The sequence below is a fragment of the Microbispora sp. NBRC 16548 genome, assembly GCF_030268985.1.
In the GTDB taxonomy this organism is placed as follows: domain Bacteria; phylum Actinomycetota; class Actinomycetes; order Streptosporangiales; family Streptosporangiaceae; genus Microbispora; species Microbispora catharanthi.
The window spans coordinates 184,777-203,497 of record NZ_BSSF01000014.1 but is presented as its reverse complement, the minus strand read 5'-3'; the positions used below and the strand labels follow the sequence as shown (position 1 = coordinate 203,497).

21 protein-coding genes are annotated in these 18,721 nt (G+C 72.6%); 7 read left to right on the top strand and 14 right to left on the bottom strand.

The genetic code is table 11. From position 1 onward, the window contains the following. Positions 1-68: 68 nt before the first annotated feature. On the top strand, positions 69-995 hold the full coding sequence (locus QSK36_RS33050) for an SDR family oxidoreductase (RefSeq protein WP_285785086.1): 927 nt from the start codon (positions 69-71) through the stop codon (positions 993-995). 75 nt (positions 996-1,070) lie between these two features. Here the strand turns inward: QSK36_RS33050 and QSK36_RS33045 are convergent, their stop codons facing one another. The 3 genes from QSK36_RS33045 to QSK36_RS33035 all read right to left on the bottom strand — a co-directional run bounded on the left by QSK36_RS33045 (position 1,071) and on the right by QSK36_RS33035 (position 3,303). Continuing rightward, complete coding sequence (locus tag QSK36_RS33045; RefSeq protein WP_285785085.1) at positions 1,071-1,718, bottom strand: 4'-phosphopantetheinyl transferase family protein; 648 nt, start codon at positions 1,716-1,718, stop codon at positions 1,071-1,073. A 138-nt stretch (positions 1,719-1,856) separates the two neighbouring features. Beyond that, a complete protein-coding gene (locus tag QSK36_RS33040) occupies positions 1,857-2,828 on the bottom strand; it encodes a TerC family protein (protein WP_285785084.1) in 972 nt (323 codons plus the stop codon). Between the two features lie 166 nt (positions 2,829-2,994). Continuing rightward, on the bottom strand, positions 2,995-3,303 hold the full coding sequence (locus QSK36_RS33035) for a helix-turn-helix transcriptional regulator (RefSeq protein WP_182902215.1): 309 nt from the start codon (positions 3,301-3,303) through the stop codon (positions 2,995-2,997). A gap of 214 nt (positions 3,304-3,517) precedes the next feature. Here QSK36_RS33035 and QSK36_RS33030 point away from each other — a divergent pair, with 214 nt between their 5' ends. Beyond that, on the top strand, positions 3,518-4,690 hold the full coding sequence (locus QSK36_RS33030; protein WP_285785083.1) for an aminotransferase class V-fold PLP-dependent enzyme: 1,173 nt from the start codon (positions 3,518-3,520) through the stop codon (positions 4,688-4,690). 1 nt (position 4,691) lies between these two features. Here the strand turns inward: QSK36_RS33030 and QSK36_RS33025 are convergent, their stop codons facing one another. Continuing rightward, positions 4,692-5,654 (bottom strand): glutathione S-transferase family protein, encoded by a 963-nt coding sequence (locus QSK36_RS33025; protein WP_285785082.1) that lies wholly within the window; start codon positions 5,652-5,654, stop codon positions 4,692-4,694. A 130-nt stretch (positions 5,655-5,784) separates the two neighbouring features. Beyond that, complete coding sequence (locus QSK36_RS33020; RefSeq protein ID WP_285785081.1) at positions 5,785-7,047, bottom strand: alpha/beta hydrolase family protein; 1,263 nt, start codon at positions 7,045-7,047, stop codon at positions 5,785-5,787. A 159-nt stretch (positions 7,048-7,206) separates the two neighbouring features. Here QSK36_RS33020 and QSK36_RS33015 point away from each other — a divergent pair, with 159 nt between their 5' ends. Continuing rightward, the gene (locus QSK36_RS33015) at positions 7,207-8,418 is read left to right on the top strand and encodes a sensor histidine kinase (protein ID WP_285785080.1); all 1,212 of its coding nucleotides are present in this window, start codon (positions 7,207-7,209) and stop codon (positions 8,416-8,418) included. After that, on the top strand, positions 8,415-9,083 hold the full coding sequence (locus QSK36_RS33010) for a response regulator transcription factor (RefSeq protein ID WP_285785079.1): 669 nt from the start codon (positions 8,415-8,417) through the stop codon (positions 9,081-9,083). The genes QSK36_RS33015 and QSK36_RS33010 overlap by 4 nt, the downstream gene beginning before the upstream one ends. Positions 9,084-9,259: 176 nt before the next feature. Here the strand turns inward: QSK36_RS33010 and QSK36_RS33005 are convergent, their stop codons facing one another. Further along, positions 9,260-9,736 carry an SPW repeat protein gene (locus QSK36_RS33005; RefSeq protein ID WP_183532790.1) on the bottom strand — a complete coding sequence of 159 codons (477 nt, stop codon included), beginning with the start codon at positions 9,734-9,736 and terminating at the stop codon, positions 9,260-9,262. Positions 9,737-9,926: 190 nt separating this feature from the next. Here QSK36_RS33005 and QSK36_RS33000 point away from each other — a divergent pair, with 190 nt between their 5' ends. Further along, entirely contained in the window at positions 9,927-10,121 is a 195-nt protein-coding gene (locus QSK36_RS33000; RefSeq protein ID WP_183532788.1) for a CsbD family protein, read from the top strand. 286 nt (positions 10,122-10,407) lie between these two features. Here the strand turns inward: QSK36_RS33000 and QSK36_RS32995 are convergent, their stop codons facing one another. Together QSK36_RS32995 and QSK36_RS32990 are read right to left on the bottom strand one after the other, a co-directional pair. After that, positions 10,408-10,533: a hypothetical protein gene (locus QSK36_RS32995; protein ID WP_285785078.1), complete on the bottom strand. Its 126-nt coding sequence runs from the start codon at positions 10,531-10,533 to the stop codon at positions 10,408-10,410. Between the two features lie 325 nt (positions 10,534-10,858). Continuing rightward, positions 10,859-11,506 carry a hypothetical protein gene (locus tag QSK36_RS32990; protein WP_285785077.1) on the bottom strand — a complete coding sequence of 216 codons (648 nt, stop codon included), beginning with the start codon at positions 11,504-11,506 and terminating at the stop codon, positions 10,859-10,861. 178 nt (positions 11,507-11,684) lie between these two features. Between QSK36_RS32990 and QSK36_RS32985 the strand changes: the two genes are divergently transcribed. Next, the gene (locus tag QSK36_RS32985) at positions 11,685-12,269 is read left to right on the top strand and encodes a DJ-1/PfpI family protein (RefSeq protein ID WP_285785076.1); all 585 of its coding nucleotides are present in this window, start codon (positions 11,685-11,687) and stop codon (positions 12,267-12,269) included. A gap of 62 nt (positions 12,270-12,331) precedes the next feature. Here the strand turns inward: QSK36_RS32985 and QSK36_RS32980 are convergent, their stop codons facing one another. Next, positions 12,332-13,096, bottom strand: coding sequence for an SDR family NAD(P)-dependent oxidoreductase (locus tag QSK36_RS32980; RefSeq protein WP_285785075.1), 765 nt, complete (start codon positions 13,094-13,096; stop codon positions 12,332-12,334). Between the two features lie 327 nt (positions 13,097-13,423). On the opposite strand from QSK36_RS32980, the gene QSK36_RS32975 reads away from it, so the two are divergent. Further along, the gene (locus QSK36_RS32975) at positions 13,424-14,011 is read left to right on the top strand and encodes a TetR/AcrR family transcriptional regulator (RefSeq protein ID WP_285785074.1); all 588 of its coding nucleotides are present in this window, start codon (positions 13,424-13,426) and stop codon (positions 14,009-14,011) included. Positions 14,012-14,088: 77 nt separating this feature from the next. Here QSK36_RS32975 and QSK36_RS32970 read toward each other — a convergent pair whose 3' ends face one another. From QSK36_RS32970 to QSK36_RS32950, 5 genes are read right to left on the bottom strand one after another with little or no spacing between them, the layout of a single operon-like run. Continuing rightward, entirely contained in the window at positions 14,089-15,090 is a 1,002-nt protein-coding gene (locus tag QSK36_RS32970) for a M24 family metallopeptidase (RefSeq protein ID WP_285785073.1), read from the bottom strand. Beyond that, the gene (locus tag QSK36_RS32965; protein ID WP_285785072.1) at positions 15,087-16,034 is read right to left on the bottom strand and encodes an ABC transporter ATP-binding protein; all 948 of its coding nucleotides are present in this window, start codon (positions 16,032-16,034) and stop codon (positions 15,087-15,089) included. The genes QSK36_RS32970 and QSK36_RS32965 overlap by 4 nt, the downstream gene beginning before the upstream one ends. Continuing rightward, entirely contained in the window at positions 16,031-16,819 is a 789-nt protein-coding gene (locus QSK36_RS32960; protein ID WP_183532779.1) for an ABC transporter ATP-binding protein, read from the bottom strand. The genes QSK36_RS32965 and QSK36_RS32960 overlap by 4 nt, the downstream gene beginning before the upstream one ends. Then, on the bottom strand, positions 16,816-17,691 hold the full coding sequence (locus tag QSK36_RS32955) for an ABC transporter permease (protein ID WP_183532777.1): 876 nt from the start codon (positions 17,689-17,691) through the stop codon (positions 16,816-16,818). Before QSK36_RS32955 ends, QSK36_RS32960 begins: the two co-directional genes overlap by 4 nt. After that, complete coding sequence (locus QSK36_RS32950) at positions 17,688-18,713, bottom strand: ABC transporter permease (protein ID WP_285785071.1); 1,026 nt, start codon at positions 18,711-18,713, stop codon at positions 17,688-17,690. Before QSK36_RS32950 ends, QSK36_RS32955 begins: the two co-directional genes overlap by 4 nt. Between the last annotated feature and the right edge of the window lie 8 nt (positions 18,714-18,721).

Below are 18,721 nucleotides of genomic sequence, written 5' to 3'. Positions count from 1 at the left end.
GTCACTGACATCGCCGTCCGCTCGGGGGTGACCCGGCGCGGAGGGCAACCGACCATTTGGAGTACGTCATGCGCGTGTTCGTCACCGGCGCGTCCGGCTGGATCGGCTCCGCCGTCGTCCCCGAGCTCATCGGCGCGGGGCACGAGGTCGTCGGCCTGGCGCGGTCCGACGCGTCGGCCGCGGCACTCACCAGGGCCGGGGTGCAGGTGTGCCGCGGCACCATCGACGATCTCGACACCCTGCGGAGCGCGGCCGCGGAGTCGGACGGCGTGATCCACCTCGCGTTCAAGCACGACATCGCCTTCGCCGGTGACTTCCAGGGCGCCGCCGACGCGGATCGCCGCGCCGTCGAGACGTTCGGTGAGGTGCTGGCGGGCTCTGACCGGCCGTTCGTCCTCGCCTCGGGCCTCCTCGGGCTGACCCAGGGGCGGGTGGTGACCGAACGGGACGGGCGTGATTCCGGCTCCGCCGGCGCGCATGACGACGGCCCGCAAGCCCGGCAGGCCACCGCCCTGAGGACGCTCGACCTCGCCTCCCACGGCGTCCGCTCGTCGGTGCTGCGCCTGCCCCCGACCGTGTACGGCGAGGGAGACTACGGCTTCATGGCGGCACTGGTCGGCATCGCCCGCGACAGGGGCGTCTCCGGTCATGTCGGCGACGGGTCCAACCGCTGGCCCGGGGTGCACCGGCTCGACGCCGCGCACCTGTTCCGCCTCGCGCTGGAGAAGGCCCCGGCGGGATCGGTGCTGCACGCGGTCACCGACGAGGGCGTGCCGATCCGCGCCGTCGCCGAGGTGATCGGCCGCCACCTCGGCCTGCCGGTGGTCTCGATCCCCCGCGAGGAGGCGAGCGAGCACTTCTCCTGGCTGGGCGGCATGATCGGGATCGACGCCCCGGCGTCGAGCGCGCTGACCCGTGAACTGCTGGGATGGCAACCGGTCCAGCCGGGGCTGATCGACGACCTCGACAAGGGCCACTACTTCCGCGCAGGGTGACCGGCGAGCGGCGAGCGGCGAGCGGTGACCGGTGACCGGTGACCGGTGACCGGCGGGCGCGCCGGTGCGGGATCGTCAGGGCCGGGGCAGGGCGATGGAGGTCGCGATGTGCCCGTCGCTCACCACCCACCGCCCCGGCAGGGTGTTCGTCGCGATGGCCGGGTCAGCGACCAGGAGCCGTGCGCGGAACGTGCCCGAGGGCTCGATGTCCACGACCGCCCCGGTGAAGTCGAGCCAGCGGCCGGTCAGCGGGAACCACACCTTGTAGACCGACTCTTTGGCGCTGAACAGGATCCTGTCCCAGCAGACCTCGCCGTCCGCGTCGCCCATCGCCCGGAGGGCGGCGATCTCCTCGCGTGAGGCGATCGTGGAAAGGACCTCCTCCGGAAGGGGTTCGTGCGGTTCCGCGTCGATCCCGACCGCGCGCGCGACGTCCGCGGAGGCGACGGCCGCCGCGCGATAGCCCGAGCAATGCGTGATGCTGCCGACCGTGCCGGCGGGCCAGACGGGCGCGCCCCGCTCGCCGCGCGGGATCGGCACCGGCGTGACGCCGATCCGGGCCAGCGCGAGCCGGGCGCAGTGGCGTCCGGTGACGAACTCGCGCCGCCGCCGGTCGACGGCCCGTGCGATGAGCGGCCTCTCCTCCGGGAACAGCGTCTCCTCCGGCACGTCGCCGAACTTCTCGGCCGACGCCACCCACGGGGGAAGGATCTCGTCGATCATGCGGCCGTCCCCGGCGCCGCGAACATCCCCTCCACCGACGCGGCCATGTGTGGAGAGTACAGATCTCCGCGCGGCAGCGGAAGATCGATTCCGGCGGCCGTACGAGCGTGCGGGACCGATCGAGAGGGCGGGTCCCCGCTATCGGCGAGCGGTCAGGTTCTTCCCTGAGGGCTCCTCGCGGCGGTTCCTGTATTCGCTCGCGCCCACGGAGACCACGAGGCAGGCGCAGATGACCGCGAGCGACAGCCATACGGGGATCTTGTACACGTCCGCCAGGAGCATCTTCGCGCCGACGAACACGAGGATCGCCGCCAGGCCGTACCGCAGATAGCCGAACCGGTGCATGGCCCCGGCCAGCAGGAAGTACATCGCGCGCAGCCCCAGGATCGCGAACGCGTTGGAGGTGAAGACGAGGAACGGCTCGGAGGTGACGGCGAAGATCGCCGGAATCGAGTCGACCGCGAAGACGATGTCGCTGGTCTCCACCGCGACCAGGACGGCCAGCAACGGCGTCGCGGCCCACCGGCGGCCCGGCCGCCCGTCCCGCCCGTCCGCGTCCTGCCGTACGAGGAACCGCTGGCCCTGGTAGGAGTCGGTGACGGGGATGAGCCGGCGCATCGCGCGCAGCACCGGGTTGCGGTCGGGGTGCACCTCGATCGCCGAATGCCTGGCCATCTTCACGCCGGTGTAGAGCAGGAACGCCCCGAAGACGTACAGGATCCAGTGGAAGCGGTCGAGCAGGACGGCGCCCGCGCCGATGAAGGCCGCACGGAAGACCAGCGCGCCGAGCACGCCGAAGAACAGCACGCGGTGCTGCAGCTCGCGGGGGACCGCGAAGAACGAGAACAGCAGCGCGATCACGAAGACGTTGTCGACGGCCAGGGACTTCTCGATGAGATAACCGGCCAGGTACTCTCCGCCGGCCTCCGGCCCCCAGGCGAGCCAGACCACGGCCCCGAAGCCGAGGCCCAGCGCGATCCACACCCCCGACCAGGCCAGCGCCTCGCGAACGCCCACCACGTGGGCCCGGCGATGGGCGAACAGGTCCACGGCGAGCATGGCGAGGATGACCGCCAGAACCGCGGCCCAGACCCACAGGGGCACAGACATCGTCAACCTCCTCACCGCCGCATGGGCGGGCTCGGCAGGCCGACGGTCTCCCCGTGCCACCGCCAGCGGTGACCCTCGCGCCGGGACGCCTTACGACGGCGGCCGTGATGACGACGCTGAGGAAGCCGGGTACTCCCCCTCGAACTGTGTTCAAGTATTCACGAAATCAGCTTCGTGCGTCAACCGCGGCCCCGAACAGTTCGAGGAGCTCGCCGATGTGCCGGTGCCGCTCGACCGGGTGGCGGAACGGGGCCAGCGGGTTGATCGTGTAGTGGTTGCGCCGCCCCACGCGCTCACGGCGCAGGTAGCCCGCCGCCTCCAGGTCGGAGACGATCGTCTGGGCCGCCCGCTCGGTGATCCCGACCGACTCGGCGACGTCCCGCAGCCGCGCGTCGGGATCGCGGCACAGCGCGAGCAGCACGTGCGCGTGGTTGGTGAGGAACGTCCAGCCGCCCGCGGGGGAGGAGGTGCTCATACCTCATTATGCGATGACGGATTCGCGAAACCCAGGTCGGCCCACCCCGCCGCCGTACCCACCCAGGTCGCGAGGGACGGGAGCGCGGCCCGCGAACCGGCGCCGAGCGCGGCCGTACGGGTGCTGCCCGGCCCGGCGAGGAGCACGTGCACACGAAGGAGTGAATCACTGATTGGGCAGAATGGGGCTTTCGGGATCTTCTGGGAGGCTTCACGTGACCATCGACGTCGGACGGGTGCGGGCGGACACGCCGGGATGCGAGCACGTCGTCCACCTCAACAACGCCGGTTCGTCCCTGCCGCCGCGGCAGGTGACCGACGCCGTGGTGGACCACCTGCGCCTGGAGGAGCGCGTCGGCGGCTACGAGGCGGCCGGCGCCGCCCTCGACCGGTCGGAGCGGACCTACGACGCGCTGGCCGAGCTCGTCGGCGCGGACCGCGACGAGATCGCCCTCGTCGAGAACGCCACCCGCGCCTGGGACATGGCCTTCTACTCCCTGCCGTGGAAGCCGGGCGACCGCATCCTCACCTCGCGCGCCGAGTACGCCAGCAACGCGATCGCCTTCCTGCAGACCGCCAGGCGGCACGATGTGCGGGTCGAGGTGGTGCCCGACGACGAGACCGGCGCCCTGTCCGTCGAGGCGCTGCGGGACATGATCGACGAGCGGGTCAAGCTGATCGCCGTCACCCACGTGCCGACCCAGGGCGGCCTGGTCAACCCGGCGGCGGAGATCGGCGCCGTGGCACGGGAGGCGGGGGTGACGTTCCTGCTGGACGCCTGCCAGTCGATCGGGCAGTTGCCGGTCGACGTCCGGGAGATCGGCTGCGACCTGTTGTCGGCGACCGGCCGCAAGTTCCTGCGCGGGCCCCGTGGCACCGGGTTCCTGTACTGCTCACGGCGGATGCTCGACCGCCTGGAGCCGCCGTTCCTCGACCTGCACGCCGCCACCTGGACCTCCGCGGACTCCTATGAGGTGCGCGGCGACGCCCGGCGGTTCGAGAACTGGGAGGGCTACGTGGCCGGCAAGATCGGTCTCGGCGTGGCGGCCGGCTACGCGCTGAGCCTCGGGCTCGACGCCATCGAGGAGCGGGTGACCGGCCTCGCCGAGGCGCTGCGCGGGCGCCTGGCCGCGATCCCCGGGGTGGCCGTGCACGACCGGGGCGCGCGGCGGTGCGGCATCGTGACGTTCACCGTGGACGGGCACGACAGCCGGGACGTGGCCGCCCGGCTGTCGGCCGCGAAGGTCAACGTCTCGGTGTCCGCGGCGTACTCCGCCCGGTGGGACTTCGAGGCCCGGGCGCTGCCCTCGCTCGTGCGGTCCTCGGTGCACTACTACAACACCGAGGACGAACTGGACCGGCTGTGCGAGGCCCTGCCCTCCGCGTGAGCTACAGACCCCAGTCGATGACCGGCCCCGCGGGCACGATACGCAGCGGGTTGATCTTCGGGTGGGTGCCGTAATAGTGCCGCTTGATGTGGGCGAAGTTCGTCGTGCCGCCGAAGGCCGGGTTCGCGTAGAGGTCGCGGGCGTAGCGCCAGAGGTTGGGGTAGTCGGCCAGGCGGCGGATGTTCGCCTTGAAGTGGGTCACGTAGACCGTGTCGAAGCGGACCAGCGTGACCCACAGGCGGACGTCCGCCTCGGTAAGCCGGTCGCCGAACAGGTAGCGGCCGCCGCCCAGGCGCTCCTCGAGCTCGTCGAGCGCCGCGAACAACGTCGTCACGGCCGCGTCGTACGCCTCCTGGCTCTCGGCGAAGCCGCACTTGTACACGCCGTTGTTGACGTCGGCGTACACACGCTCGTTGAGCGCGTCGATGTCGCCCCGCAGGTCCTCCGGGTAGAGGTCGACCCCCGGCCTGGCCCACCGCGCGAACGCCTGGCCGAGGTCGAGGCTGATGTCGGGGAAGTTGTTGCTGACGATCCGGCGGGTGCGCCGGTCCCACAGGACGGGCACCGACACGTGGCCGTCGTAGCCGGGCTCGGTCGCCTCGTACGCCTCCCGCAGCAGCGTGAAGCCGTTGAGCTCGTCGGGGCCGTGGCCGGGGCCCTCGCGGAACGCCCACCCGCGCCCGTCGCGCACGGGATCGACGACGGACATCGACACCACGTCCTCCAGGCCGAGGAGCGCCCGGACGATGACCGAGCGGTGGGCCCACGGGCAGGCCAGCGACACGTACAGGTGATACCGGCCGGGCTCGGCGGGATGTGCGCCGCTCCCGTCGGCCGTCACGCGGTCGCGGAAGCGGTACAGGGGCCGCTCGAACGACCCGTCCGGCCGGGTGGCCGCCTTGATCGCGTAGTCGCCGTAGGCCGCGAAGTCCACCGGACTCGCGACGGGGGCCGTTGTCGTCACGCTGCCACCGTCCTCTCGTCTCCGACGAGACGAGGGTAACGGGAGCCCCGATCTCCCGCTGCCGTCGGCGTTCACCGCGGTGGCGACCAGGGCGTGCTTGCTGACGGTGCGCCCGCCTTTGGGGACGAGGTCAGGGGATGAGGGAGACCTCGGGGAAGCGAGTGCCGGGCCCCTCGAACAGGTGGGTCGGCTTGCCCCGCAGGTGCAGGTCGAAGAAGGCCCCGACGTAGGCGCGCTGGGCCGCCACAGAACGGCCGGGATCGATTGTGCCCACGTAGTCCGCGAGCGGCACCGTGGGGAGCTTGGCCGCGATCTGCGGCAGCAGCGGCTGCAGGTCGGTGAACGACCCGTGGGCCGCGCCCTTGAAGCGCAGCTCCCGCTTCCATCCGGTCGAGGCCCGCCAGAACGACTTCCAGCTCGGCTCGCTGTCACGCGTGTGGGTCTCGGCCGCCAGTTGCAGGAACGGCCTGGTCACACCCCGTGTGGCCACCCGGCCGACATACGCGCCGTCGAGGTTGACCCCCGCGTCCACGCGGGTGTCGTCGCGGGTCAGCTGCGCGGCGACCGACCCGCCCAGCGACTGTCCCAGCGCCCCCACCCGCGAGGCGTCGGGCGCGCCGAGCATCCCCAAGGGCAGCTTGCCGCCGATCGGGCGGCCGTGGGCCAGGGCGGTGACCTGGTCCAGGACGTAGCGCATGTCCGCCAGGCGCGCCCGTGCGTGCTCGGCCAGCAGCTTGGCGATGACCTTCGGTGTCAGCTTCGCGGGCAGCGGCAGGGCGCGCACCAGGCGTCGGCCGGGAAACTCCACCTGGTCGGCTTCATAGGTGTGGTCGACGGTGACGACCAGGTAGCCACGCGAGGCCAGGTCCTCGACCAGGGCGGTGCCCAGCGTGCGCGGGCCGCCGTCCCCCGAACCGAACAGCACCACCGGCAGCTTGCCCGCACGGGGCTCGACACGCGCGCCCACGCGGGCATGGGCGCGCGTGGCGGCCCAGGCGACGGCGCCCTCGGCGATGCCCAGGGGCGGTGCCGAGCGCCGATCCCAGTCGGTGGCGGCCAGCGGGGCCATGTGCGGCGCGAGCGGCCCGCCGCCCGCCACCGCCGGGTACCACAGGCTGATCATCAGTTCCCGGTACGGCTTGGCCGCCACCAGCGGATCGGGCCGCGAGCGGTCGACCAGTCGCAGGGCCACGGTCCCGACCGGATACGCGCCGCCGGGCGCGGGCAGGCTCACTCCGATCGGGCGCCCGGCGTCGGCGCCGGCCGTGGGCAGGGAGACCGCCAGCATCAGCACGGCCAGCCCCGCGATCTTGCCTGCGGCCTTCGAGACGGTGGACGAACCGGTGGCCTTGGCACCCATGGCCAGATCCGTATTTTTCGCGACAAAGGACATGCGAAAGCTCCTCGAACGAAAAGGATGTCCGACGAGGCTGGCAGCCCGGCACGCTCGCGGGCCAGCGGCGGAGGTCGCACGCGCGCATGCGACTTTCGGATGACGGTCGTGCCTGGGGAGGAGCGGGAGCGAACCGGCAGGACAACTAGGGTGAAGCGCATGAAACCAGCCGGCCATCCGGCGGCACGCCTCACCGCGCTGAGCCGATGGTCGACCGTGCCCGCCGACGCGCTGCCGGCCGCCGCGCTGTTCCTGGCCACGCTCGGACCCGGCCAGGTGCTGTCGGGTCCCGCATGGCTGCTCGGGCTTCAGACGGCGCTGGTGGTGCCGCTGGCCTGGAGGCGGCGCGCTCCGATGACGGTCCTCGGCGCGATCGGCCTCGCCGCCGTCGTCCAGTGGGCGCTGGACGTGCAGCTTCCCGCCGACGCCGCCCTTCTGGTGGCCCTGTACTCGGTCGCCGCGCGCCACCCGTGGCGCCACAGCCTGCTGGCGGCGCTCGCGCTGCAGGCCGGAGTGCTGCTGGCCGCCGCCCGCTGGGCGCCGCCCGGCCAGTTCCCCTTCACGGTGGCCGCGCTGAGCGCGATGGCGGCCGCCGCCCTCATGAGCGGCCTGTGGATGCGGGTACGGCGGGCGTACGTGACCTCGCTGGAACGCGACCGCGAGCAGCGGGCGCGGCTGGCCGTGGCCGAAGAACGCGAGCGGATGACCCGCGACATGCACGACATCGTCACCCACAACCTGTCGGTCATGGTGGCGCTGGCCGACAGCGCGGGTTACGTGCGCTACAGCGCGCCGGACCGGGCCGCGGCGGCGATGGAGCACATCGCCGCGACGGGACGCCAAGCCCTGCAGGACATGCGCCGCTCCCTGATCGTCGGCCGCGGCCACGCCGCTTCGGGCGGGGACCGCCTCGATGAGACGCTTCAGCCTGCGCCCGGGATCGCCGAGCTCGGTCCGCTGGCCGAGCGGATGCGCGCGACCGGGTTGGCGACGTCCGTCCGGGTGGCCGGTGACACCGAGGCGGTTCCCGTCGCCGCCCAGCTGACGATCTACCGGCTGGTTCAGGAGGCGCTGACGAACACGCTGCGGCACGCGCCCGGGGCCCGCGCCGATGTGCGGGTCGAAGTGTCGTCGCGCCGTGCCGAGGTGGAGGTCACCGATGTTCGCGACCCGGTTGTGCTTGGCGCCCCTGGGCCCCTCGACGCCGAAACCCCGGTGTCCGGGCCCCGCGCTGGGGGCCGGGGCGATGGGCGCGGGATCGCGGGCATGCGGGAACGGGTGGCCGCCTACGGCGGGACCCTGGACGCCGGGCCGGTGACGGGCGGTGGATGGCGGGTGCTGGCCGTGCTGGACCTCGGAGCGCCACAATGATCCGGCTGCTGATCGCCGACGACGAGTCGCTGCTGCGGATGGCCTTCCGCATGGTCTTCGAGGCCGAGCAGGACATGGAGGTGGCCGGGGAAGCGGATGACGGCGAGCAGGCGGCCCGGCTGGCGCGGCACCTGCGTCCGGACGTGGTGCTGATGGACGTGCGCATGCCCGGCCTGGACGGCATCGAGGCAACCCGCAGGATCGTACGCGACAGCCCGCGCTCGCGCGTGCTCATCCTGACCACCTTCGATCTGGACGAGTACGCCTTCGCCGGGCTGAAGGCCGGAGCGGCCGGGTTCCTGCCGAAGAACACGCCGCCACAGGAACTGCTGAGCGCGATCCGCAACGTCGCGGCGGGGGAGGCGGCGCTGTCGCCGCGCGTGACCCGCCGCGTGCTGGAGAGGTTCGCGCCGCAGATGACGCCGGGACCCGACGAGCGGGACGAACGGCTGGCGCAGCTGACCGCGCGCGAGCACGAGGTGCTGGTGCAGGTGGCGCGCGGGCTGTCCAATGCCGAGGTCGCCGCGGCGTTGCATCTGGCCGAGGCGACGGTCAAGACGCATCTGAGCCGCGTACTCGTCAAGCTCGGGCTGCGTGATCGCGCCCAGGTGGTGGTCTTCGCCTACGAGAGCGGCCTCGTCCGCCCCGCCACCCCCGACATCTGACCGTGCCGCGCCGCCAACGCCCCTGAAGGGCGTCGTGCTCGCTGCGCCGGACGGCCTGGCCGGGTCGACCCGCCATCAGCCGGGCCGGCATCGCGAGAGCAGCGTCGGACGGCGGTGCCGCGCCTGCGCGCCGCGTGACCGGTGCAAGGCGCCGCCCGCCGTCGGCCGGGGTCCGGTCAGTGGGCCGGGCCCATGTGCGCCGGTCCCGTTGTGCGGAAGCCGCCGGGCTGCCCGCGCTCCATCATGCCGAACCGCATGGTCGCCAGGCCGAAGAGCAGGATGAGCGCGCCGACGACCACGTTGCTGATGATCGTCGAGGTGGTCGCCATGCCCCCGCGGATCACCCAGGGGGCGATGATGGTCCAGATACCGAGCAGCGGGGCGACCCAGGAGATTCCGTAGGTGCGCCCGAACGCCGAGCTGTACCCCATCGCCAGGAGCGCCACGGCGAGGCCCGTGATCAGGTTGTTCACGGCAAGCGGAGTTCGCGTGCCGCTGAATCCGACGATCCACGGCGAGAGCGCTAGATACAGGCCGCTCAGGAGCGTGAGACCGTCGGCGAGCTGCGCGGCGGGATTCGCCGCGGCGGCCTCGTAGCGAGCGCGCATCTGCATGATGTCGGGATGCGTCCCGATGTCGGCGCCGTGTGTCATACGTCACACCACCCTTCAGAGGTGTGTGCTGTAGTCCTTATTCCTAGCGTACGCCCGGTTCGTCACTTTTTCCCGTTTTGGTGGGATTGTGTTTGCGGGGTGTGAGCGGCGACACATCGAGCGGCGTTTAGCCCCTTCACCAGCGGAAAGAGGGAGTTCGTCACCTTCTGGAACCGAGAGGAGCGTCCGGATGAGCACGGAGGACAAGTTCCGCAACAAGTCGGAAGAGGTCGCCGGCAAGGCCAAGGAGGGGCTCGGCAGGATCACCGACGACGAGAGCCTGGAGGCCGAGGGTCGGGCCGACCAGTCCAAGAGCCACATGAAGCAGGCCGGCGAGAAGGTCAAGGACGCCGCAGGCAAGGTGAAGGACGCCTTCAAGGACTGACCCGCGCGGGGACGACGATCCCGCGGGAGGCGACAGGCCGCAAAGGGGCCCGGATGGACGGGCCGGTGGCCGTCGCCGGGGGGCGAGGGGCCGCCGAGCCGGGCACGATCGCCCGGCGCTCCCGTCCCCCTTGACGGTGTGGAGAGCGGCCGGCTCCGCAAGGAGCCGGCTTCCGCGTTCACCGGGCTGTTCGCCGACTGTTCACCCGGCGCAACGGTCGTCTCGGGGAGGGCCGTTGGTTCCGGGCCGGCGGCACCGGCCCGCGATGACGAAAGACGCCCGCCGGTCAGGCCGCGTGCGGCACTCGGACGCGGAAGGTCGACGTCACAAGAGTCTGGACGAGACGCACGAGCAGCGCCTCCAGGACCATGATGGCCGCCCGGGAGAGTACGGCGGCGAGGAACTCAGACACTTCACACCTCATTAGGACAAATCGGCTTCTAGGGAAGAGTGACGCATCAACCTCCCAAAACGGCGTAGTTAAGGTTACCGTTCGGTGAACGGTCGGTGACCGTTGCGGATACGCGTCCTGATCATGCGTCCCCTGCCATGTCCCAGATCATGAGTCGCCCCCATGTGGCCGTGGGCGTGCTCCGGGCCACGCGACTCACGCGCCGGCCCCGCACCGCTCCCGTGCCCCGTGGTCGCCGCACATCGCCCTCGCGGCGCCGGCCGCCGCCGGGCGCGCGCCGATCGCGCGGTGCCGCCGTTCGCGGACCCGCGCGAGGCGCCCCGCGTTACTTGGCGCCGGCCCTGGTGCGCCGGGCGGTGGTGGTGGCGGGGGTCTTCGCCTCGCCCTTGGCCGTGCTGGTTCTCCTCCCGGCCGCCCGCCCTGTCGTCGGCGTCGCCGCCTCCTGCATGGCTCCGGCTCCGATGGCGGCCGTCCCCGGTGTGGGCGCCCCGCGGGTCTCCCTCTGGGCGCCGCTGAGGGGCGACCAGCGCTGCTCGCGGCCCCTGGCACGCTGGGCGATCATCGTTCCCGCGCCGATCGCCGCCGCCACCGGCCACTCCAGGATGCCGAGCGCGGCCAGCGCGCCGAGACCGCCGTAGTACATGATCCGCTCGGGCGGCGGAAGGAACGTGCGGGCGACGTCCATGGCGTGCCCGACGTCACGTCCGCTGATGTGCGGCATGCCCACGTGCGGCAGGTGCATTTCGGGCGCCCGTAGCTGGAGCCGCAGGAACGGCAGGTTCAGGTCCAGCTGGGGCCGGTGCTCCTCCTTCATCTCCATACCCGGGCCGGGGGGCGGAGCCGGCGTGGGTGTGGGCCGTGTGGTCGTCCGGGCACGGGTCGTCCGGCCCCGGGCGGTCGTCGTGCCGGTCGTGGCCGTGCCGGCAGTCGTGCCTGCCGTGGTCGTGCCCGGCGTCGCCTCGGTCGTGGTCATGGATCCTCCCCGATGACGTGTCCCCGACGCGGATCTCTGCCCGACCCGCGAGAGCTTCGGGAAAATGACCTTTCTATCCTCTATCGAGCCCCCTGTGGTTGCTGGTGCTGATAGCGACTATTTGCCCACTTTTGCCGATGCTTTCGTCTCCGTACGCCCCTGCGCGAGGATGGCGGGCATGACACGGATAGGGATCTTGCTTTTCGACCGGGTGGAGGAACTGGACGCCGTGGGCCCGTGGGAGGTCTTCGGCGTGTGGGCGAAGCTGTTCCCGGACGAGGCGGAGGTCGTCGCGTTCGCGCCGCGGGCGGGAGCCGTACGGGCGTCCAAGGGGCTGACGCTCCATGCCGAGAGGTCGGCGGCCGACGTCGGCCACCTGGACGTCTTCCTGCACCCGGGCGGCGCCGGGACCCGTCCCCAGCTCAAGGACCCGGACCACCTCGCCTGGGTGCGGGACCTGCGCGGACGCGTGCCCCTGATGACCAGCGTCTGCACCGGGTCGCTCGTCCTCGCCGCGGCCGGGCTGCTGGCGGGCCGCCCGGCGACCACGCATTGGGGCGCCCTCGACCTGCTCGCCGAGCTGGACCCGACCATCGACGTCCGGCGCGAGGAGCGTTTCGTCGACGACGGCGACGTCGTCACCTCGTCCGGGGTGTCGGCGGGCATCGACATGGCGCTCCACCTGGTGGCACGGCTCGCGGGGGTCGAGCGGGCCCGCGAGGTGCGCCGGCACATGCAGTACGACCCCGAGCCCCCCGTGTGATCACCCGGCCGGACGAGCGCCCCCGGCAGTGCCAGGGCATACGGCGTGCGGTGCGCGGCCTGTCACCAGGTCTGCTCGCCGGCGCGCACGAGGATCTCGTTGACGGCGACTCGACGGTCCCGGGTGACGATGTAGGAGACGGCGTCGGCGATGTCCTCCGGACGCAGCAACTCCATGTTCTCGATCTGGCGCTCTATGGCCTGTCGCACGCCGTCGCGGAGGTGGGAGCTCAGCTCGGTGTCCACCGTGCCGGGCTCGACCACGCTCACCCGGAGGCCCTTCCGCACGACCTCCTGCCGCAGGGCTTCGGTGAACCCGTTGACGCCGAACTTCGTCAGGTTGTAGACGGCCGTCCCGGGCCGGGCGACCCGGCCCGCCGTGGAACTGATGTTGACCAGGTCCGCCACCTTCCGCGGGGAGTCCTGCGCGGCGCGGAGGAGATGCGGCAGGGCGGCATGGGTGGTGTACAGCAGGCCCTGGACATTGACCGCGAGCATGTGATCCCACTCCTCGAGCGGGGATTCCGCGGCCTGCCCCACGCCCATGAAACCGGCGTTGTTGACGAGGGTGTCCAGGCGGCCGAGCGTGGTCACCACACTTTCCACTGCCGCTGCGGCCTGCCGCCGGTCGGTGATGTCGGCCTCCACGACGAGGGCGGTGCCGCCGTCGGCCCGGACCTTGTCCGCGAGCTCCTCCAGCCTGCCGCGTCGCCGCCCGAGGACGGCGACGGCCGCGCCCTCCGCGGCGAGGCCGCGGGCGGTCGCCTCGCCGATTCCGCTGCCGGCGCCGGTCACCAGCGCCACCGTCTTCCGCAGTCGTCCGGTCATGTCGTCTTCCTCCAGATGTCGTGGTCGTGGCCTTCGCGGGCCCCGAGCTGTGGCCGTCCGCGGCTGCGGACCTCGAGAGGGCCCGGCGAGTGTGTCGCCGCCGTGCCGCCTGCTGTGGAAAGTGCTTCCTGCTCGGGCCCGCCGGAGCTCACCCCGTGCCGGCGGGGGTGAGGAGCGGCGTGGGACGTCCGCCGGTGGACGGCCGAGTACGGCCGCTCGCGGAGAAGCCCGAAGCCGCGATAGCCTCGTATCCGGAACCGGTTCCGGTTCCGCTTGAACCATAACCGGAACCGGTTCCGGTTTCAAGCGCGAGAGAAAGGGCTGGGATTGGCCGACAACGGCGAGGACGGCGTCGCACGGCGGCATAGGCCGCTGCGAGCCGACGCACAGCGCAACGAAGACCGTCTGCTCAAGGCCGCGGCAGCCGTCTTCGCCCGCGATGGAGCCGACGCCTCGGTCAAGGACGTCGCCCGCGAGGCCGGCGTGGGTGTCGGCACGCTCTACCGCCGGTTCCCGTCCAAGGAACTGCTTATCGAGGCGGTGTACCGGCACGAAGTGCGGCTCCTGTGCGAGGCGGCGCCCGAGCTCGCGGCCCTGCTGCCCCCGGTGGACGCGCTACGCACGTGGATGGAGCGCTTCATCGACTTCATGGCCACCAAGCACGGCATGGCCGGCGCTCTCCGCGTGGTGCTGACCGACGACAGCGAGCGGCTGCAGACCCGCGCCGGCCTCGTCGAAGCAGTGGATCGCCTTCTCGCTGCCGGGAGGAGCCAAGGGGCCACGCGGGAACAGGCGAAGCCCCAGGACGTCCTGATGGCGCTCGGCGGCATCAGCTACATGGCCGGCACCGAGCAAGAGCCCGGCCTTGCCACAAGGCTCATCGACCTGCTCCTGCGCGGCATCGTGACGAGCTGAACGGCACCTGGCTCGCGACGCCGGCGTCGCCACCATGGTCGAGGCCCTGGTCGGTGTTGATTCGAAAGAACGAAGTGCTAACGGTCGAGGACGTGCAGCGCGCGGGAGCCGGTGCTGAGCAGCTCCGGCCCCTCATCGCCGCACACGACCACGTCGGCCACCCGGGCGCCGAAGAGGTCGGGCAGGTAGATGGCGGGCTCCAGGCAGACGGCCATCCCGGCCTCGAACCTCTCCCCGGCCGCCAGCCAGGGCCCCTCCACCGGGCTCAGCCCGATGCCCCGGCCGGCCCGGGCGGCGGCGTAGTCGCCGTAGCCGCTGCCGTCGATGACCTCGCCGGCGATCGTCGCGGCCTCGGCGCACGCCACTCCGGGGCGTACGAGGTCGACGGCGGCCCGCTGCGCGGCGAGGACGACCGAGTACATGGCGTCGAAGTCCTCCGGTGGCTCGGCGACCGCGAAGACCCGGGCGACCTCGGCGCAGTAGCCGTTCCAGCGCCCGCCGACCGAGACGAGCAGCGCGTCACCGGGGTTGATCACCCGCTCGCACGGCTGGTGACGCGCGTCGGCGGAGTGCTCGCCCGCCGCGACGAGCACGGAGGGCGCCCCCTCGCAGCCCGTCTCGGCGAGCATCGCCCGCAGCCTGCGGGCCATCGCCAGCTCGGTGGCGCCGAACCACGCCAGCTCGCGGGCCGCCAGCAGCACGGCGTCGGCCGCCGCAGCGGCGTGCCGCATCGCGGTCACCTCGTCGGCCCGCTTGCGCAGGCGGAGCGGCGCGAGCACGGCCGAGGCCAGCACGAGCTCCGCGTCCAGGCGCAGCGCGAAAAGCTCGGCGGCGTGCATCTGCGGGTCCACCGCCACGCGGCGTGCCGCCGGGGGCACGAGGGCCGCCGCCTGCGCCGGGTCGCCGGCCGGGGTGGGCGGCCCGTCGAGCGCCACCACGAGATAGCTCTCGTCGCCCGCGCCCGACAGCGGGGCCGCTCGCAGGTACCGGAAGTCCGGGGAGGGCCGCAGCACGAGGGCGTCGATGCCCGCCCCGGCCATCCCGGCGCGTACGTCCTCCAGCATGAGGGGGTCGATCATGACGGGGAGGACGGCTCCGGCTCGTGCAGCCAGCAGGCCACCGGCTCGAAGTCCGGCTCGCGCTCCCGGCACACGTCCATGGCGAAAGGGCAGCGGGGGTGGAACCGGCAGCCCGCCGGGGGATCGGCGGGGTCGGGCACGTCCCCGGGCAGCTCGGCGGGCAGCACTCCGGCGCCGTCGGGAGAGGGGATCGCGGCGAGCAGTGCCCGCGTGTACGGGTGCTTCGGGTCGGCCCACACCTCCGCGGTCGGCCCGGTCTCCACGACCTTGCCGAGGTACATGACCGCGATCCGGTCGGCGATCAGCCGCACGACGGACAGGTCGTGGCTGATGAACAGCAGGCCCGCGCCCGACTCCACGGCGAGGTCGCGCATCAGCCGGGCCACCTGCGCCTGGGCGGAGGCGTCCAGGGCGGAGATGGGCTCGTCGCCGATCAGCAGCGACGGCCGGGCGGCGAGCGCCCGCGCGATGGCGACGCGCTGCCGCTGCCCCCCGGAGAACTCGTGCGGGTATCGGCCGGCGAACGCGCGCGGCAGCCCGACCCGTTCGAGCAGGTCGGCGGGGCTGGTCGCGGTGTCGCCCGCCGTCCGCAGTCCGTCGGCGATCTGCGCGCCCACGCGGCGGCGGGGGTTCAGCGAGGAGTACGGATCCTGGAACACCATCTGCACGCCGGTCAGCGCGGGATCCCTGCGGCGCAGCCCGAGGGGCGTCACCGGGTGCCCTCCGACGAGGATCCGTCCGGAGGCCGCGCCGTGCAGCCCGCACACCGCCCGGGCCAGGGTGGACTTGCCGCATCCCGACTCGCCGACCAAACCGACGACCTCGCCGGCGGCGACGTGCAGGCCGGCCCCGGCCACGGCCCTCACGACCGGGCGGCCCGGCGTGCGGTGCTCCACGACCAGGTCCTCCACGGACAACAGGGGCCCTATCAGAGGCATGGTCATGGCGAGTTCTCCCCAGGAGGCACGGGCAGGGCGTCGAGCAGCGAGCGGGTGTAGGCGTGGCGCGGCTCGCGCAGCACCTGGCCGCGCGGGCCGGTCTCCACGACCAGCCCGTCCTTCATCACGCTCACCTCGTCGGCGACCGCCGACATCACGCCGAGGTCGTGGGTGACGAGGAGGACGGCGAGGCCGAGGTCGTCGCACAGGCCGCGCAGCAGGCGGAGGATCCCGGCCTGCACGGTCACGTCGAGCGCGGTCGTCGGCTCGTCGGCGATGAGCACCTCGGGCTCGCAGGCCAGCGCGACGGCGATGGCGATCCGCTGCCGCATGCCGCCGGAGAACTGGTGCGGGTAGCGCTTCAGCGCCTCCTCAGGACCCGGGATGCGCACCTTGGCGAGCAGTCCTGCGGCCCGCTCGCGCGCTTCCTTCCTGCCGATGCCGAGGTGGTGGCGCATGTGCTCGGTGAGCTGCCGCTCGACCGTCAGCATCGGGTGCAGGCTGGTCGCCGGGTCCTGGAACACCATGGCGATCTTCGCGCCGCGCACCTCGTTGAGCTCACGGACCGGCATCTCCAGCAGGTCACGGCCGCCGAAGGCGATCCGTCCCGACGCGCGGGAGCCGTGGGGGAGCAGGCCGAGCACCGCGAGACCCGTCATGGTCTTGCCCGAGCCGCTCTCGCCGGCGAGGCCGTGCACACGGCCCGCCTCAAGGGTCAGGTCGACGCCGTGCAGGACGTCGTGGCCGCCGATCGACAGCCGCAGCCCTTCAATCGACAACGCGGCCGTCACAGCGCACGCTCCTTGATCGCCCCGGCGGTACGCGGGTCGAGCGCGTCGCGCAGCGTGTCGCCGAGGAAGTTGAACGCGAGGACGACCGTCAGGATCGCGAGCCCGGGGAACGTCGCGACCCACCAGCTGTCGAAGACGTCCACCCCGGCGGCGACCATCGCGCCCCACTCGGGCGACGGCGGCTTCGCTCCGAGCCCGAGGAACGACAGGCCCGACAGCAGCAGCAGCGCGGTCCCGATGTCGAGGGTGGCGAGCACCATGATGGGCCCGGTGACGTTCGGCAGCACGTCCACCCGCAGCGACCGCCAGGCGGAAAAGCCCAGCAGCCGGCCGCTCAGCACGAACTCCCGCTCACGTACGCCGAGCACGAGGCCGCGGGTCACCCGGGCGTACGCCGGCCAGGCGACGACGAGCACGGCGAGCACCGCGTTGCCGAGGCTCGCGCCGAGGGCGGCGGCGACGACCATCGCGAGGATGACGGTGGGGAAGGCGAACACGAGGTCGGCCAGGCGCATGATCGTCTCGTCAACCCACCGGCCGAAATACCCGGCGCAGGCGCCGAGCAGGCCGCCGACCGCCACCGACAGCGCCACGAGCAGCAGCGTGAGCGGGATGGACACCCGCGCGCCGTACATGATCCGGCTGAGGATGTCGCGGCCGAGCTGGTCGGTGCCGAGCCAGTGGCCCGGGCCGGGCGGCGCGAGCCGGGGCAGCTCCTGCGCCAGCGGGTCGTGCGGCGCGAGCACCGGCGCGGCCAGCGCGACCACGATCCAGGCCAGCGCGACGACGGTGCCGACGACCGCCAGCGGCCGCCGCCACGCCTGCGGGAGCCGGCTCACGCGGCTGCGCGCGAACAGGCCGGCGCGCTTCATGAGACCCTCACCCTCGGGTCGATGACGCCGTACAGCACGTCGACGACCAGGTTGATGACGAGGTAGACCACGCCCACCACGAGACCGACGCCCATGACGGCGGGCAGGTCGAGGGTGGTGGCGCTCCTGTAGGCGTACTGGCCGACCCCCGGCCACGCGAAGACGGCCTCCACCAGCACGGTGCCGGACAGCAGGCTGCCGAACGCCAGGCCGGCGACGGTGATGATGGGCACAAGCGCCGGGCGCAGGACATACCGGAACAGCACCACGCGGCCGGGCAGGCCCTTGGCGCGAGCGGCGCGTACGTAGTCCTGCCCGAGCACCTCCAGCACCGCCGAGCGGGTGAACCGCGTCAGCAGGCCGATCGTGTAGAGGGCCAGCACGAGCGCCGGCGCGGCCAGGTGACCGACGGCCGAGGAGAGCACGTCCCAGCGTCCCGACAGCAGGGCGTCGACCGTGTAGAGGCCGGTGACCTGCGGCGGCGGGGTCATCCCGGGATCGATCCGGCCGCTGCCCGGGGTGATCTGCAGCCGGAAGAAGAACACGTAGAACGCCACCAGCGCGAGCCAGAACGTCGGCACCGAGATGCCGACCAGGCTCAGCACCCGCAGCACGTGGTCGGAGAGCCGGTCCCGGCGCAGCGCCGCGACCACCCCGAATCCGACGCCGAGGACCAGCGAGACGAGGATGGCGGCCCCGGCCAGCTCCAGTGTGGCCGGCACGGACTCGGCGAGGTCGTCCAGCACCGGGCGGTGGCTCTGCTGGCTCGTCCCGAGGTCGCCGTGCAGCAGCCCTTCGAGGTGCATCAGGTATTGCTGCGGCAGCGGCCGGTCGAGGCCGTGGTCGGCGCGCCACTGGGCCACGATCGCCGGGTCGCCGAGCGCCCGCTGGCCGAGGTTGGCCGACACCGGGTCGCCCGGCACCAGGTTGGTCAGCACGAAGGTGACCAGCGTGATCCCCACCGCCAGCAGCAGCGCCGTGACGATCCGCCGCACCAGGAACCGGGCGAGCGGGCTGCGCACCGCCCGGT

Bases quoted from the DNA above. Each gene is read 5' to 3' on its own strand.
- QSK36_RS33050 (WP_285785086.1), top strand. From the start codon at position 69: ATGCGCGTGTTCGTCACCGGCGCGTCCGGCTGGATCGGCTCCGCCGTC.
- QSK36_RS33045 (WP_285785085.1), bottom strand. From the start codon at position 1,718: ATGATCGACGAGATCCTTCCCCCGTGGGTGGCGTCGGCCGAGAAGTTC.
- QSK36_RS33040 (WP_285785084.1), bottom strand. From the start codon at position 2,828: ATGTCTGTGCCCCTGTGGGTCTGGGCCGCGGTTCTGGCGGTCATCCTC.
- QSK36_RS33035 (WP_182902215.1), bottom strand. From the start codon at position 3,303: ATGAGCACCTCCTCCCCCGCGGGCGGCTGGACGTTCCTCACCAACCAC.
- QSK36_RS33020 (WP_285785081.1), bottom strand. From the start codon at position 7,047: ATGTCCTTTGTCGCGAAAAATACGGATCTGGCCATGGGTGCCAAGGCC.
- QSK36_RS33015 (WP_285785080.1), top strand. From the start codon at position 7,207: ATGAAACCAGCCGGCCATCCGGCGGCACGCCTCACCGCGCTGAGCCGA.
- QSK36_RS33010 (WP_285785079.1), top strand. From the start codon at position 8,415: ATGATCCGGCTGCTGATCGCCGACGACGAGTCGCTGCTGCGGATGGCC.
- QSK36_RS33005 (WP_183532790.1), bottom strand. From the start codon at position 9,736: ATGACACACGGCGCCGACATCGGGACGCATCCCGACATCATGCAGATG.
- QSK36_RS33000 (WP_183532788.1), top strand. From the start codon at position 9,927: ATGAGCACGGAGGACAAGTTCCGCAACAAGTCGGAAGAGGTCGCCGGC.
- QSK36_RS32990 (WP_285785077.1), bottom strand. From the start codon at position 11,506: ATGACCACGACCGAGGCGACGCCGGGCACGACCACGGCAGGCACGACT.
- QSK36_RS32985 (WP_285785076.1), top strand. From the start codon at position 11,685: ATGACACGGATAGGGATCTTGCTTTTCGACCGGGTGGAGGAACTGGAC.
- QSK36_RS32980 (WP_285785075.1), bottom strand. From the start codon at position 13,096: ATGACCGGACGACTGCGGAAGACGGTGGCGCTGGTGACCGGCGCCGGC.
- QSK36_RS32970 (WP_285785073.1), bottom strand. From the start codon at position 15,090: ATGATCGACCCCCTCATGCTGGAGGACGTACGCGCCGGGATGGCCGGG.
- QSK36_RS32965 (WP_285785072.1), bottom strand. From the start codon at position 16,034: ATGACCATGCCTCTGATAGGGCCCCTGTTGTCCGTGGAGGACCTGGTC.
- QSK36_RS32955 (WP_183532777.1), bottom strand. From the start codon at position 17,691: ATGAAGCGCGCCGGCCTGTTCGCGCGCAGCCGCGTGAGCCGGCTCCCG.